The sequence below is a fragment of the Paenibacillus sp. FSL R7-0163 genome (assembly GCF_037969975.1).
In the GTDB taxonomy this organism is placed as follows: Bacteria; Bacillota; Bacilli; order Paenibacillales; family Paenibacillaceae; genus Paenibacillus_AQ; species Paenibacillus_AQ odorifer.
On the sequence record NZ_CP150224.1, the window covers coordinates 5,555,619 to 5,570,780 of the forward strand.

General features: G+C 44.9%; 15 protein-coding genes. 2 read left to right on the plus strand and 13 right to left on the minus strand.

Annotated features, from left to right (window positions below; all coding sequences use genetic code 11):
• Positions 1-18 precede the first annotated feature (18 nt).
• The 5 genes from NST45_RS24360 to NST45_RS24380 form a co-directional block, all read right to left on the minus strand.
• The gene (locus tag NST45_RS24360) at positions 19-897 is read right to left on the minus strand and encodes a carbohydrate ABC transporter permease (RefSeq protein WP_081382617.1); all 879 of its coding nucleotides are present in this window, start codon (positions 895-897) and stop codon (positions 19-21) included.
• The gene (locus NST45_RS24365; protein WP_081382616.1) at positions 897-1,874 is read right to left on the minus strand and encodes a sugar ABC transporter permease; all 978 of its coding nucleotides are present in this window, start codon (positions 1,872-1,874) and stop codon (positions 897-899) included. The genes NST45_RS24360 and NST45_RS24365 overlap by 1 nt, the downstream gene beginning before the upstream one ends.
• 34 nt (positions 1,875-1,908) lie before the next feature.
• Positions 1,909-3,309 carry an extracellular solute-binding protein gene (locus NST45_RS24370; protein ID WP_076101376.1) on the minus strand — a complete coding sequence of 467 codons (1,401 nt, stop codon included), beginning with the start codon at positions 3,307-3,309 and terminating at the stop codon, positions 1,909-1,911.
• A gap of 92 nt (positions 3,310-3,401) precedes the next feature.
• A complete protein-coding gene (locus tag NST45_RS24375) occupies positions 3,402-5,813 on the minus strand; it encodes a hypothetical protein (protein ID WP_339824064.1) in 2,412 nt (803 codons plus the stop codon).
• A 67-nt stretch (positions 5,814-5,880) separates the two neighbouring features.
• A complete protein-coding gene (locus NST45_RS24380) occupies positions 5,881-6,933 on the minus strand; it encodes a LacI family DNA-binding transcriptional regulator (protein ID WP_036676749.1) in 1,053 nt (350 codons plus the stop codon).
• Positions 6,934-7,143: 210 nt separating this feature from the next.
• On the opposite strand from NST45_RS24380, the gene NST45_RS24385 reads away from it, so the two are divergent.
• On the plus strand, positions 7,144-7,461 hold the full coding sequence (locus NST45_RS24385) for an MGMT family protein (RefSeq protein WP_339824066.1): 318 nt from the start codon (positions 7,144-7,146) through the stop codon (positions 7,459-7,461).
• Here NST45_RS24385 and NST45_RS24390 read toward each other — a convergent pair.
• The 8 genes from NST45_RS24390 to NST45_RS24425 all read right to left on the minus strand — a co-directional run bounded on the left by NST45_RS24390 (position 7,458) and on the right by NST45_RS24425 (position 14,215).
• Positions 7,458-8,153, minus strand: a complete 696-nt coding sequence (locus tag NST45_RS24390) for a DUF1361 domain-containing protein (RefSeq protein ID WP_339824068.1) — start codon at positions 8,151-8,153, stop codon at positions 7,458-7,460. The genes NST45_RS24385 and NST45_RS24390 overlap by 4 nt on opposite strands.
• Positions 8,154-8,307: 154 nt before the next feature.
• Positions 8,308-10,071: a sulfate permease gene (gene sulP / locus NST45_RS24395; RefSeq protein ID WP_339824070.1), complete on the minus strand. Its 1,764-nt coding sequence runs from the start codon at positions 10,069-10,071 to the stop codon at positions 8,308-8,310.
• A 107-nt stretch (positions 10,072-10,178) separates the two neighbouring features.
• Complete coding sequence (locus NST45_RS24400; RefSeq protein ID WP_076141857.1) at positions 10,179-10,505, minus strand: metalloregulator ArsR/SmtB family transcription factor; 327 nt, start codon at positions 10,503-10,505, stop codon at positions 10,179-10,181.
• A gap of 74 nt (positions 10,506-10,579) precedes the next feature.
• Positions 10,580-10,957, minus strand: coding sequence for a hypothetical protein (locus tag NST45_RS24405; RefSeq protein ID WP_038568565.1), 378 nt, complete (start codon positions 10,955-10,957; stop codon positions 10,580-10,582).
• Positions 10,958-11,019: 62 nt separating this feature from the next.
• Positions 11,020-12,588: a phosphatidylserine/phosphatidylglycerophosphate/cardiolipin synthase family protein gene (locus NST45_RS24410; protein WP_076141856.1), complete on the minus strand. Its 1,569-nt coding sequence runs from the start codon at positions 12,586-12,588 to the stop codon at positions 11,020-11,022.
• Positions 12,589-12,763: 175 nt separating this feature from the next.
• Positions 12,764-13,057, minus strand: a complete 294-nt coding sequence (locus NST45_RS24415; RefSeq protein ID WP_036676736.1) for a putative quinol monooxygenase — start codon at positions 13,055-13,057, stop codon at positions 12,764-12,766.
• A gap of 58 nt (positions 13,058-13,115) precedes the next feature.
• Entirely contained in the window at positions 13,116-13,751 is a 636-nt protein-coding gene (locus NST45_RS24420; RefSeq protein ID WP_076101373.1) for a nitroreductase family protein, read from the minus strand.
• A 35-nt stretch (positions 13,752-13,786) separates the two neighbouring features.
• Positions 13,787-14,215: a MarR family winged helix-turn-helix transcriptional regulator gene (locus NST45_RS24425; RefSeq protein ID WP_036676732.1), complete on the minus strand. Its 429-nt coding sequence runs from the start codon at positions 14,213-14,215 to the stop codon at positions 13,787-13,789.
• Positions 14,216-14,373: 158 nt separating this feature from the next.
• Here NST45_RS24425 and NST45_RS24430 point away from each other — a divergent pair, with 158 nt between their 5' ends.
• Positions 14,374-15,159 carry a carbon-nitrogen family hydrolase gene (locus tag NST45_RS24430; protein WP_036676852.1) on the plus strand — a complete coding sequence of 262 codons (786 nt, stop codon included), beginning with the start codon at positions 14,374-14,376 and terminating at the stop codon, positions 15,157-15,159.
• Positions 15,160-15,162 lie beyond the last annotated feature (3 nt).

Genomic DNA, 15,162 nt, shown 5'->3' on the forward strand with positions numbered 1-15,162 from the left:
TGGATGAATTCCTCCTTTTTATCCCTTGATTCCCGTTAATGTAATGCCCTCAACAAAATATTTGTTGCCGATCAAGAAAAATACTAGACAAGGAGCTGTAACGACGAGCGCCAGTGCCATGACCTGTTCATAGTTCGGAATGCGCATCCCGTTCACAATATACAAGCCCATAGGCAGCGTATAATCTGCTTCAGTCTTCAAATAAATCATGGTATAGAAAAATTCATTCCAACAGTTAATAAAGCTGAACAACGCCACAACAATCATTGCGGGACGTATAAGCGGCAGCATGATACGGGAGTAGATACGGAAGTAACCCGCACCGTCAATCTTGGCAGCTTCACTGAGTTCTAGCGGAATCGTCATAAAAAATTGCCGGAGCAAAAAGACAAAATACGCGTTGCCGCCTGCACAGAAAAAGGCCGGAATAATAAGAGCAGGTTTGCCAGCCAGTCCCAAAGAAGTGTACAGAGAATATTGTGGCAGCAGGGTTACGGCACTAGGCAGCATCATCGTACTGATGACCAGCACAAACCACATCCCGCGCAGCGGAAAGTTCAGCTTAGCAAAGGCATACCCGGCAAAGCTTGTCGTCAGCACCGTCCCAATCACATAAGGAACTACAATCGAAACTGAATTCCAGAGCTGCCGCAGGAACTGAATACGTTCCAATCCAAGCCGAAAATTATCGACATTTAGTGACTCGGGGAAAAACACAGGCGGCCGCGCCAGTATTTCTGTGTGGCTCACGAAGGCACCTCGCAGCAGCCAATAGAGCGGAAAAGCAAACACCACTGCGAGCAGACAGGAGAACAGAATCAGCCCGGTATTGATGGCTTTAGCTCTTTTCTTTTTTTTCTGGATACTTGTATAATTCATAATTGCGGTTGCCGCCATTATCTCACCTTCTTTCTTTTGCCCATCGAATCGTCCCTTTTAAATGCGCCCTGGAAGTAGAACAGCACACCAGTAATGGCCATAGTGATTAGGAAGACGACCCATGCCTCAGCAGACGCCAAACCGCGCATCCCTACCTGAACAAATGAATGGTCATAGATCATAACGTTGATAAAATAAGTCATCCGATCGGGTGCACCATTTCTGGACAACACCACACTTTGCGTATAAATCTGGATAGAGGTCATCATGCACATAATCAATTGGAAAAAGAGTACAGGCTTGATCGTCGGATAGGTTACTTTGAGGAACTTGTGCCAAGCATTTCCCCCGTCCATCTCGATGGCTTCCAGCAATTCTCCCGGAACATCCTGCAGCGTAGCGATGAACACAACAATCGTCCCACCACAGGTCCACAAGCTCATGATAAACAATGTCTCAAAAATACGGATGGGATCAGTCAGGAAATCAACAGGGGCTATTCCTATCTGCAATAAAATCCAGTTAAGCAGTCCACCCTTGGCTTGGTTCTGTAGAAGCATCTGCCACACAATCGTTGTCGCCAGCATCGGAACTACAGACGGCAGAAAGAATATAGCCCGCATCAAGTTTCTGCCGATAAATTTACGGTTCAATAAGAGTGCAACAATCAGACAAAAGGTGATTACAAGCGCCACGTTAATGAAGGCATAAATCAAGGTCACCGTTATGGATTTCTTGAATTCGGAGCTGGTATTGGTGAATATGTACCGGAAATTATCCAGCCCAATCCATTCCATAACTTGGCTTCCGCTCATAATCGTTATTTTATGAAAGCTGTAAAACAAACTGGCCAACATCGGATAAAGCGTCAATACCAAAAATCCAATAATGGCCGGTGCTGCAAACAAATATCCAGCCACCGCCTCTTTGGTGACACCTGTGGCATGCTTTTTAACATAGACCGCAGCCGTTTCGGTTTTGCTCTCTGGGTTCATAAGCAATAGCCCTCTTTTCAAATATAAGCTCTAATTAGGAAACCTTGCCGCTCTCGAACAACTGCTTGATCGCTGGCATGATCGCGTCATAGACTTCTTTAACACTTTTCTTACCTGCCAATGCCTGATCAATAGATTTCTCATATTCAGTATTCATCTTGAGGTAGGCAGGAACGTAATATGCAGGCCATTGTGCGATAGAATCTTTCGTTGTCGAATAACTAAGGATAGTTTCTTTTGCGCTTTCAGGAAGATCGGAGGTCCACTTTTCAACCAAGGTAGGATCGGTATACCAATCTGCCTGGTTCGGCAACCACGCACCACTCTTCAGCAGCTCCAGACTGTTCTCAGGGTTGACCATGTAAGCATAGAATTTCTTGGCTTCCTCAATGTGCTTCGATGTATTGTACACAACAAGCGGAGCACCACAGTTCATCGTTACTGCCTTTTCCATCTTAGGCAGAACCCCAACGCCGATATCTTCATTCCCTTTGATATTAGCTAGATCCCAAGAGCCGCTGATCGCCATGGCATAACCACCACTCAAAGCGTCTACCGCAGAACCAATTCCGGAATTCCAAGTGTAATTGAAAGCGGATGCAACCTTATCTTTGTTAACGAGATCAGCTAGCTTCTGGATGGCATCAACCGTTTTGGGAGAATCCCATTGAAACTCCTTTCCATCCGGGGAAACAATCCCGCCACCGTTGGCATAAGCTGCCCAGAAATGGTGGAACTCCCGTCCCGCTGTCATACCAAGCCCGTAGTTCTCGGTCAGAGCAGCATCAAAGCCTTCATCTGCCGCTGTTTTTCCTTTAGTATCTGTCGTTAACTTTTTCGCGTTTGTTACGAATGTATCCCAATCCCACGCATTTTCAACTTTGGAGGGTGGATATTCAAGACCTGCTGCATCAAATTTGGACTTGCTATAGTAAAGCAGCTCCAGCTGGTTGGATAGACCGACTCCGATCACTTTTTGCTCAGGTGAATGGATTGTTATCGCTGATAGTTTTTCAGGAATACTTCCGTCCGCTAATAAATCGCTGATATCTTCGATAATTCCCATTTCATTGTACTTTTGGATATCGCCTTCGCCCATATAACTGATATCTGGAAGTTCGCCGGATTCGAGCCGGGTCTGAATAAATGTATCAAAGGAGCCATCCGCTGGAAGCACTTGTGCATTGATTTTTACTCCGGTGTCGGCTGTATATTTTTCTGCTGCCGCTTCTACCAGCTTTTTCTGTACATCATCACCCCAATACAATAATTCCAAGGTTACATCTTTATCAGGCGTAGTTTCTTTGTTGGCTGCTCCAGACCCTTCAGATGCCTTTGGAGCCGCATTGTTGGAATTGCCCGAACAACCTGCCAGTGCGGAAAAAACCATCATTGATGCTAAAGATAGAACTAGAGTACGTTTTCCAAACTTCATGTTTGTTGCCTCCCTTTTTTCATATCTATTTATTTCAAGCCAAGCATTTAAAGCTTTAGCCTAAAATCATCATGGTTTGTCATTCTTAGCGATTACAGACAAGGGCTGAACATTCCGCCTGCCAGTCTTACGTGAGGCTCTAGCATCCCCTCAGTTGTGCGATATTCGAGCTTGTCCTCAAGCAGCACATATCTTGACGGATATGCAGCGTAACTTGTTACGATCCAGCCCTCCGAGTCTTCTTCAATATAACCGTTAATACAGCGCATCTTTCCGCGTGGATCCCTGTACAAATATGTGGTTGTCCCGAAGCCCATTAGATAGGCCACTAGCTCCTCCCCCATATCCCAATCATCTCCTGTCACACCCGAGAACAGCGAAGCAAACAAGGAATCACTTGCCCCCACAAATACGGATTGCCCAAAACGGTTTCGCGACAATTCTGGCATATTCAGGTTAGGAGCTGCCACACTATATGTAGAAGCTGCCTCTCCAGGCAACAAACGGCGTGGAGTAGAGCGTACATTCCAATCGTAACAATTGAATACTGCCATCGTAGAACGGTAAGCGGCTTCCAAATATTCAGGGTCTCCAAGGAATTCATAGGCAACCCGGGATGCTCCTGCTACCAATCCACCCCAAAGGGAATGAATCATATAAGACAAAGCTTCCCACCAGCGATCCGGATTCTGCACTCTGTAATCATTGCTGAATCCGATATTTGCCAGAATTAGTTGTCCATAACGCTGGGCCTCCTCTTTATTTCCAAGGTGACACAACGTTTCACAGGTAGGGCCAAATCCTGCATTATCGTAAAAATGCTCCGTTATAGCTCCCTCATACTGCTGTATCCCTGTCTCCAGATTTCTACCAAAGCGCTCCCATAAGGTAAGTAGACGTTTATACTCTTCTGAAAGACCGCACTGCTTCAGTGCTTCTAATAAATCAAGAATATAGAGCACAAATATCCCATTTAGACGGCTCTCATCCTTCTCACGCTGGCCACTGTGCCGATCAGGGTCTAGGCGAAGACACATGATTTCGGCAGCCCATTGTAGATATTCTCTAGGAGAATGAATTTTAAGTAATGAACCATCCATTCGTGACAATAGATAAAAGACATGCCCAATATAATCCAGATCATAAATGCGGTAGAATTCTCCGTACAAGGGACGCGGATGATTAAAATCCCCGCCTTCAAACCAATGCTCCTTCACATCCAATACTGCTGCAATCTCGGCCTTAGCTACTTGTTCTGGGACAGCCTTGGCCATGCTATTCTTCATCAGTAGAAAAGCAACCTTACCCAGCGATTCTCCCTGATTCGATAGCGGACGGAAGGCATATGGCCTTTCGACCTCCCCTGTCCCTCCAAAGTTATTATTTACCAACCACTCGGCTCTCTTTTCCAGAATCCGGTCAATCGACTCCAGTACATTCCAGACCAGGATATCGCTCCGTCCATCTTCTAGCACCAGCTCCAGCTTATGTTCTCCCGGCTCCAAACGCTGTAAAGATATAGCATAGCTACTGCCTGACTCCAACCGTACAGCTTCGTTCGTAATATTCTCCTGGCGGATCAGCTCCGTCCCCGGTAAAGTGCTATACAAACGCAGCTCACGTAGAACCTGGCCCTGCGGCAGATCAACAACAGCTTCGAACCTTCCTCCTCGGGTTAATACAGGCGTATAGCTCCAGCGCGGATGTCCATAGGCCATGCCCTGCCTATAGAAATCATCTCGATTCTGACAGGGATGGAATATGTATTCCCAGCTGTAGGTCTCCCCAGCGCCAAGATCCAGCGAACTGTAAGCGCCACCATATATCCAGTCGGCAGCTGCAGATTCGGTCATAGATGATCCGTCCTCCACCAACGATAGCCGATGATACAGCAGACCATCCAAAGAAGGGGAGACCTGCTCAAGAAAACGATTCTTATAACTACAATAAGTACCTACGCTTACTGTTCTGCCCTGAACCCCATAAACACCCAGATGTGGTGCTTTGTTGCTCCGTCGAATAGCAGCGATTTTAGCGAAATCCCCACCAAGATGGGGGAACACTGCACAGGACTGGCTCATATTGCGCTGCACATTTTCATCTCTGTACATGATATACGCGAGCGAAAGCCACACATGAAGTCCATTAATTCTTACAGATTGTGGTGAGCGGTTTGTAGCTTCAATAGTCCATCTTAGTCGCTCATCTTCCAGAGAATATGTAAGTCTGATTGCAATCGGTGCGCCTTCAAAATCCACAATTACACGGTGTTTTCCTTCTGGCGTAATTTTGGGCAACAGATCAGTGCTTTTTATGATATTCCCGTCCAGCTCTATTGTCCATTCTCCGAATAGCTTATCTGTATCCGCATAACCTGCCTCTTTCAAATAAGACGGATCAACTACCCAATTCATTTCACTAGGGTCGCCCTGTAATATCAGAGACTGAAGTGCTCCGCGGTCGCTTAGCTCCATCGTGAAGTTTTCATTGCCTAGAATCGTCATTGCCTAGCACCTCTTCGATATTTTAAGTTAAACGTTTAGATTTATGAGGAAAAAGGAGCTGTGAAACTTATTTTTGTTTCACAGCATTTTTTAACGTAGCCACGGAATCACGTTCGATCAACCGGCACTCCGGCATGGTCAGTGAATCCATCTTCGTCCCCTTGATTAAATTGAACAAAACCTCAATAGCTTGATAGCCCATCTCATGTAGCGGAAGTCCCATTGTTGTTATACGCGGGCGTAAGTAATCACTGAATTCACGATTATCAAAACCGACAACCGACAGATCATCCGGTATTTTAACCCCTTTTTCCTCTGCCGCCTGCAAAATACCTACAACCATTACATCATTCATGGAAAGAATCGCGGTTGGGGGCTCCGGCAAAGCGAGCAACTCGGAGGTAAGGCGATACCCTGATTCCCTCTCCCAGTCTCCCATCTTAATTAACAGTGGATCGAACGGTAATTGATATTCAGTAACTGCCTTGTAATAACCGTTCAGTCTTAATCTGGAAGGGATAGAATCCATCAAACCACTGATTACAGCAATTCTGCTATGTCCTTGGTTAACCAAGTAGGACATGGCTTGGTAAGCAGCTTGCTCATCATTATACTGGATAGAGATATCGTCCTGTGTGTAAGAGTAGGTATACACAATCGGCTTACCCTCCGTATCGATTAGACCCGTTAAATCACGGGGATGAACACCGATATAAATAATCCCATCCACTTGATTGCTGAGCAGTTCGGCAACCGCATTAGCGGCATACTTTCGGTAGTCTTCCGTATTCGAGAAGTTACGGCCGATACGCTTGTCTAAACGAAGATTCACCAGTAAAATATGCAAATCGTTTCGATCTCCAAAATCATTAATTCCATCGATAATATCGGGGGTGTTAAATACCGTCACATCTTCTGCAATAACACCTATTGTATTCGTACGGTTGAGTTTGAGACTCTTCGCAATAGCATTCGGCTTATAATTCAACTCCTCAATGGCGGCAACAACTCGTTCCCTTGTATCAGAACGTACATTGCGGGTACCATTAAGCACATAGGAGACTGTAGCAATCGAAACATTAGCCTTTGCGGCTATGTCTTTAATGCTGGTTTTCCTCATTACACCTTCTCCTATCTTATTATGGAACTCTTTCAATCACATTGTTAAACGTTTAGATTTTACAGTTAGAATATACCACGCGTATTTATTGCTTTGCAACCCTTTTTTTGCTATCCTCAAAAAATCCTCCTGTTCGTCCCCCGTTTCGTTTAGAATTGATTTATCTGTTGAGCAATGGATAAAAATAAGATATAGGAGCTTGAGCTTGCTATGACACCATTTACTGAGAGAGTTATTCATATCATACAGTCTATACCAGAAGGTAAAGTGATGACTTACGGAGGAGTTGCCCGCGCGGCAGGTAGCCCAAGAGGAGCGAGGCAGGTCGTTCGCATCCTTCACTCCATGAGCAAAAAATATAAGCTGCCCTGGCATCGGGTCATTAATGCTAAGGGAATGATCGCACTAACTGAGGATGAGTCTAACTCCCTCCAGAGGCTCTATCTACAGGGAGAGGGAGTTAGTTTTAATGAAAAAGGTGTGGTAGATCTGAGGCAATTCCAGTTTGAGCCGGAGTGTACCGATTAGTACCCTCTGGTAACTCTTAGTCTTTCTCCGGTGCCAAGAGCATTGAGTAGACAATACATCGTCGCGTAAATGACCAGCAGGACAAAGGCAATGAACAAGCTGAAAAATACGGACTGGAGATTCAGGCTATCCAGAACAAGTTGATACAACTGATGCCTGTCCGTCAGGACGTCCCAGCTATTGAGTCTGTAGACTCGGCCAAGCAGTACACCATATCCCCCGAGCATACATGCCGCAAGAACGAATACCCATGACCACAGCAGGTTGCTTTTACGATAAATGACCGTCTGGAACTGATACAATGAGAAGAACCCGGTCAACCATCCACTCCAGGTGAACAATAAAAGAGTGACCAAGTCATACCAGTAGCGATTCTGAATGGCTCCCTCCACGATATATCTACTTTTTCTTACCGTTAAATGCACCAGGTCAGTCATGAGATAAGGCGCGTTTGGAAAGAACAGCAGCCACGCGACACCCAAAGGAAGAAGTAATAAACCGCCTATCTTCCTTTTGTCTAGCTCATAAGCAGCCATGGAGAATAAAAACGGAATCCAAGCTAAGAACAAATTCCAAATTAAAAAAGCGTAAAACGAATCCGTCTGAAGTGACACTACACGATATACCCCCAATGTAGCGACAGACAATCCCGCCAAGAGCATAAACACCTTCGGATAATTCAATTCCTTCATGAGCTTATATTCTCCTTATCAATATTGATTACATTAAACTTATACCCAATTGTACAAATTCAGAATTCCGAAGTCCAATTTTAATACAAAAGCCCAGACGCAAGAATAGCGCCCAGGCCGACTTTATTTATTTATTAAGCTCAAGTACCGCTGATTAGTTCAGAGGCAATGCTGGCTTCTTGCGTCCTGTCAGACCTCGTAGTCCACCTGCATCCTCCTGACAGGATAATGCCGTACACTCCCTAAACGCCGCATGACTGCATCCGATACATTTGTTGTGATTAATACTGCTAAGAGCTTCATTGATCGCTTCACCGGTATGGTGATAAAACTGTGCTTCTCCTATTTTATCATATAGCCCGGTTCTCTTAAGTAGCTCAAGCGGCTGCGGCTGAACACCGGAGATCATCAGTTTCCCTCCAACAGCATGTAAATGCCGCACCAGCTCCGCCAGATTGGATTCGCCCGTAGTATCCATGAATGGCACTTTTCCCATCCGCATTAATATAATTTTCGGCTGGTCTGAGCCATAACCGGGCATGGTGTCATCAAATCTATACGCAGCGCCAAAAAACAGCGGCCCTTCCACGGTATAAATCCCAATCTGCGGACAATCATGACTCTCCGTTACCATATGTGCCCCTACCTTGACGGAATTAGGATCAGGCAATACTTTGGATACCAGATGAACCTCTCCCATCCGTTTCACAAACAAAATCACCGCAAGAATCAATCCCACCTCTACGGCCAGCGTTAAATCTGCAAATATCGTCAACAAGAAGGTGATGAATAATACCAAAGAATCGCCTGTTTTGATTTTAAGCAAATGAAAAAATTGTTTGCGCTCACTCATATTCCAAGCTACTACCATCAAGATAGGAGCCATCGCTGCCAACGGAATACTAGAAGCATAGGGTGCAAACAACAGAAGAATTAGGAATACCACTACCCCGTGAACGATCCCTGAGATCGGAGAAACTGCACCGCTTTTGATATTTGTGGCGGTTCTGGCAATGGCACCTGTAGCTGGAATTCCTCCAAACAATGGAGCTGCAATATTGGCGATTCCCTGACCAATCAGTTCACGGTTGCTGTTATGGCGGCTGCCTGTCATCCCATCAGCTACGACAGCTGACAATAAGGATTCAATAGCACCCAACATCGCGATGATAAAGGCCGGACGAATCAGCAGTGTAATCCGCTCCCAGGTAATGGTCGGAAAACGGAAGCTTGGCAGTGTATTAGGGATATTCCCATAGGCCAAACCAATCGTAGTCACCTTACCGCTAAAAAATAACGCTGCTATGACAGTCGCACAAAGAAGGCCAACCAATGAGCCCGGCACCTTCGGAGCGAAGCGAATCGCTAGGATAACAACGGCCAGACAAATCGCGGCGGTCAGGATACTATATCCATTGATCGTCGATAGATGAAGTCCAATTTCTTTCATGTTATCTACAAAGCTCTCGTGCCGTTCAATATTGCTTAACCCAAGGAAGTTGGCTATCTGTCCGGTAAAGATAATAACCGCTATTCCTGCTGTGAAACCAATCGTGACCGGCTTCGGAATAAATTTAATCAGTACACCCAGCCTTAACAATCCCATGAGGACTAAAATAACCCCCGCCATCATCCCTGCTAACAGCAGATTCTCATAACCATACTGCATCCCAATGGCGAACAAGATAGGAATAAATGCACCTGTCGGTCCACCAATCTGAAATTTTGATCCCCCGAACAATGAAATACATATGCCGGCAACGATTGTCGTATAAATGCCATATTCCGGCTTTACACCAGAAGCAATAGCAAATGCCATCCCTAAAGGAATGGCAATAACTCCGACGATTGTCCCCGATATCAAATCCTTGCGAAAAGCGTTCATGTTGTAGCCTTTATAACGACCCCGCCCTGTCATGTTCAAACCTTCTTTTCTTTAAATATCTGATTATTTGAATATAAGAAGAACATTACTCTAGGACGCGACTGTTGTCAACGCCAAAATAACGTTAATCTATGCCATTTTCACTCGCCGCGCATGCCTTCCAGCAATGAAATGGTATTCACGAGATGGTTATCAAATATTTTTTTGGCCACTACCAGAAGGTCCTTGATCAGAGGATCACGTAAGGCATAAATGACTGTGGTGCCTTCTTTCACACTGGTTACTACATTTTTGGCGCGTAAAACAGCTAGCTGCTGGGATACAGCAGAACCTTCCGAGCCGAGAATAGCCTGCAGTTCATTCACATTCTTCTCACCTTCGCTAAGCAGCTCCAGAATACGAATACGCATCGGATGAGCCAGCGCCTTGAAGAATTCGGTCTTAAATTGCTGAATTTCGGTGTTCATAGCTTTCTACTCCTCATGCTTAACTTTCTGAATCTAATGTTATCTTTGTATGTTATCTTAGTCCCTAAGAAGCGTCAAATACTGAAGGGATAGATTCGCACATCACGGACCTGCAATTCTACGAACACACCCAGTGCCATAGGTTCACCGAGACACTCGAACATCACTAACCCTTCACCTATTCGTAAAAATCCTGTGCCATCTTCTTCAATATTCTCCAACACGCCCGTAAAAATAACCCTATCCTGTTCGAGCCTGATGTTGAACTCACCTGCAGGTACAGGATGGATATCCACCCACCTCATAAGCAGCTCCGAAAGCTCGAATTCCACATCCATTTCTACCCCTGGATTCACAGGAGCACCACACCAGATTCCCCGCCCCTCCCCAAATTCTGTGAGAAAGAATACCTCGTCCTTTTTCAAACCACTTTTTGTAATTTTGATTTGCATAGCCAATACTCCACCCTAATGATTTATAACGATCATTATATCATGAGAATTAGCCCCATTTATCAAGTATAATTCTGGGTTGCCTTATTCAGATAAGTACTAGGGTGTAACCAAGGATGCTTAAAGAACTCACTTTTACTGGTAATCTTCCGCGAGACACTCAGGTCATAATCGATCATAGACTTTATCTGCTCTGCAAAGGCCTCCCCTTTTACCAGCATTCCCAGCTCAAAATCGTGGCAGGCACTTCTTTCGTTGATATTATATGAACCATGAAAAACGGCTTGTGATCTATGATCATAGGTAATTTTCCAATGGGAAAATCGACCGGTGGCACTGTAGTCATAGAAGGAAACACCGTTAATAAACGGCATATACATATTGCCTCTTACCGCCGCGCGATTTGTAGGATGATCATTGACCTCCAGCGGGTTGCAAATGTTCAAATTACACGAGCATTCCGGACCAAGCAGCCCGAGCCGAGCCCAAAAATCCTGATCAATCAAATAAGGATTCACGATAATCGTCTCTTCAGCCGCGTAAGTAATTAAATCCAGATAATATTGTTGAATCAGGTTAACCGGGTTACCTGGAAAGCTTGCTAACAGCGTACATTCTTCCTCACCAAAATGATAATCCACATCAGGATAATAAAAGACATCATTCACATCAAAATGATCTCCGCCTAGAAGCAGCCAGCGAGAATAGAACATCGCATTCAAAGGCTGCGCTGCAGCGCCGCGAATCCGGAAGCAGCCATCATGCCACTCAGCCTCTTTACTAGGAATCCCCTGTGGATGTCCATCTATACTCATTGCAGAGGATGCCTGCACTGGGGTCTCATACGTATATTGGTCACCAATATTTACACTGCCTATAATCGAGGTTACCCCATCTATGACCATAAACTTCCGATGATCGATGACATTTAGTCCTGTGACCTCAACATCCTCTTGCACTTTATCCTGCAGAAACAGAATACTTTCCGGCACTCCCTCTTGCTCCAGCGCCTTTCGTTTCACCCGCCATTCCACGGCTGTATAATACGAATTGAAGGTATTCAGCAGCTTGGCGCCTGCATTCTCAAGCCGATCAGCAATCTTGGAGAACTGGCCGTACTCCAGATTATTTCCGTACCCCAATGCCGTCAATGTGTAATTGACCATAACCCTTACCTTAACGCCACGCTTAAGAGCATAAAATAGCTCATCTGCAACCAGATTGCCCGAACGATCATTAAAGAAAAGCATGACAGACAGGTGGATATAATGCTGCGCTTTTCTAATCTCCTCTAATATCATTCCTAGACACTCTGGACCATTCACGTAAGGTGTTACTTGATTATTCCAAGTAGTCTGTGGAGCCAGAACCTTTAGCTTGCCTGAGTCTAGTCTGCCCAATACTTCAGTAAGTTGTTCCAGTAAGCTTGGACTAAATCCAGGAAGCTGGAATAGCTGCTGACTTGTCGTAATGACCCCGCCAAGCGTCTGACGATAGGCTCTGGCAGCCTCTAGGTCTATCCCCTCAAGCTTACGCTCCACCTCTTCTCCTGCTACACCCATAATACGGGCAAGCGATCCGCCGGATAGATAATAATTCAAGAAATCAATCATATTTCTCTGTGTCTTCATATGTAAAGTCCCCCATCGTTTATATTGCATGCCTTTGAATCAAGGTAAGGATAGATACCCTAGATCTCCTTTTTATAAACGGGGTGAAATGCAAAACAGGGATGCCCCACAGCCTTTATGGCTATGGATCATCCCTGTTTAGGTTTAAACAGAATTCGCTAAGAATGGAGACAGCTTATTTTACCTGTTCTGCGCTAAATACTTTAACATCTAGAGGAGCAGCCAAGAATTCGCCAGCTTTAGCTGAGAAAGCAGTGAAATGAGCGCTCGTATTGTGGCTGGATACTGCTTCAGCATCACGCCATTGCTCAATCATAATAAATGAGTTGGCTTCTCCAGCATTCTCATATAGCTCATAAGAAAGGTTACCCTCTTCAGCATGAGTAGCAGCCAGTAATGCTTTAGACTCCGTCAAAAACTGTTCACGACGCTCTGGATTAACTTTAAGTACAGCATGAATAATGATCATTGTATATTCCTCCTAAGATTAGTGTTTATGGTAGCGCGTTGGCTTACTAACTTTATAATTATTTCCACTCAGCAACTTTATCGATAGGCAGACGAACAGATGGGTAACCTGCATCAACAGCTTTACCAATGGAGAGTAGCATTACAGGAACATAACGATCTTTTTCCATACCAAACGCTTCAGCGATTTGGTCTTTTTCAAATCCACCAATTGGGTTTGTATCGTAACCATGTGCACGAGCAACCAGCATCAGCTGCATAGCAACAAGTGCGCCATCGATAAGCACGGTGTCTCTGTTAATTTCCCGTGGCAGGTTAGCGAAATGAGCGGATAATCTGGTTAATTGATTTTCTTTTACTTCAGCAGGCATAAGTCCACGTTCAACAGCAGTACCGTAAATTTCTTCAGCATAATCGAAGTTGTTCAGATCACCAAAGATGGCAATCATAGCTGCAGAAGTCTCTACTTGTACGTTATTAAAACGAGCGAGAGGCGCTAAAGTAGCTTTAGCTTCGTCACTTTCAATGACCAGAAAACGCCAAGGCTGCATGTTCACTGAAGATGGAGCAAGTGTAGCTTCGGTAAGGATCTGTGTCATTTCTTCTTTGCTGATTTTAACGGATGGATCATATTTGCGGATAGAGCGGCGTCCTGTAATAATTTCTTGAAAATCATTTGTTTGTGTAGCGTTCATATGTGTAATTCTCCTTTGAGTGTGTGATTTGTAAGTTACAACAGAATGATATTAGATTGCAGACGATTAAGCATATCAATGAGCACTGCTCGCTCCTGATCGTTAAAACCTGTTAGCAAAGTAGCGATAAACCGCCTTTTCTCTTCGCTATATTTAACCATTCTTTCCCGACCTTGATCGGTTAATGAGACCAATGTGACCCTGTTATCGGCTGGGTTATTGCGGCGGGCGATCATGCCACTCTCTTCCAATCCCTTCAGATGACGTGTGACGGCTGCCCCATCAATCTCCATTTCCTTTTGCAGACTGATTTGGCTGACTTCGTCTACCCGAAACAGTTCGTGCAGGAGGCGAAGCCGTGTGGGACTAATCCCGGCACAACGTTCGAATTTTGGAGAGATTCCTTTGTTTAAAGCCTGCAGCAGTTCAAATATATGCTCTTCCTCAGGACAGTGCTCCGTCAAAATATGCCTCCTTTCTAAATTTAATTGCATGCAATTGTTTTGTACAAAATTATACTAACGCATAATCATTGACCCGTCAACTAATATATCAAATCATTTTTAAAAAATCAACATTGCTTATCCTTATCCGGTGCTATACGCTTGAACAAAAGAGGAGGATACCTATGAGAATATCCCTGATTCAGCTGGATATAGCATTTGGCAATCCCGCTATGAATTATGCTGCTGTTGCCCAGAAAATAAATGAAGCTGCTTCCGCAGCCCCTGATTGTCTGATTCTCCCTGAGCTATGGACCACTGGCTATGATCTGACTCGCTTAGAAGATATTGGCGATCTAGAAGGAGAAATTACCAAGGAATTCATCTCCAGCTTGGCTAAACAATACAGCATCAATATCATCGCCGGTTCAGTGGCTAGCCGTAATGATGCTGGGGTCACCAATCGTATGTATGTATTTAATCGATCAGGTGAGCTTGTTGGACAATACAGCAAGCTGCATTTGTTCCAGCTGATGGAGGAGCATTTGTATCTCCAACCGGGAGAAACTAAAGGACTCTTCACATTGGACGGCATCTTATGTGCAGGGCTAATCTGTTACGATATCCGTTTTCCGGAGTGGGTTCGCGCCCATACCGCACAAGGGGCGGAAATCCTGTTCGTCTGCGCTGAATGGCCACTGCCCAGGTTGTCCCACTGGCGGGCGCTGTTGATCAGCCGGGCCATCGAGAATCAATGTTATGTTGTAGCCTGCAACCGTGCAGGCAGCGATCCAGCCAATATCTTTGCTGGGCATTCTATGATTATTGATCCTTGGGGAGATATTGTGTGTGAAGCTTCTGAAGAGGAAGAAATTCTAACTGGAGATATCGATTTACATCAGGTGCGTGAGATTAGGAAACAAATTCCGATTTTTTCGGACAGACGTCCTGAGTTGTATAATTAAAAG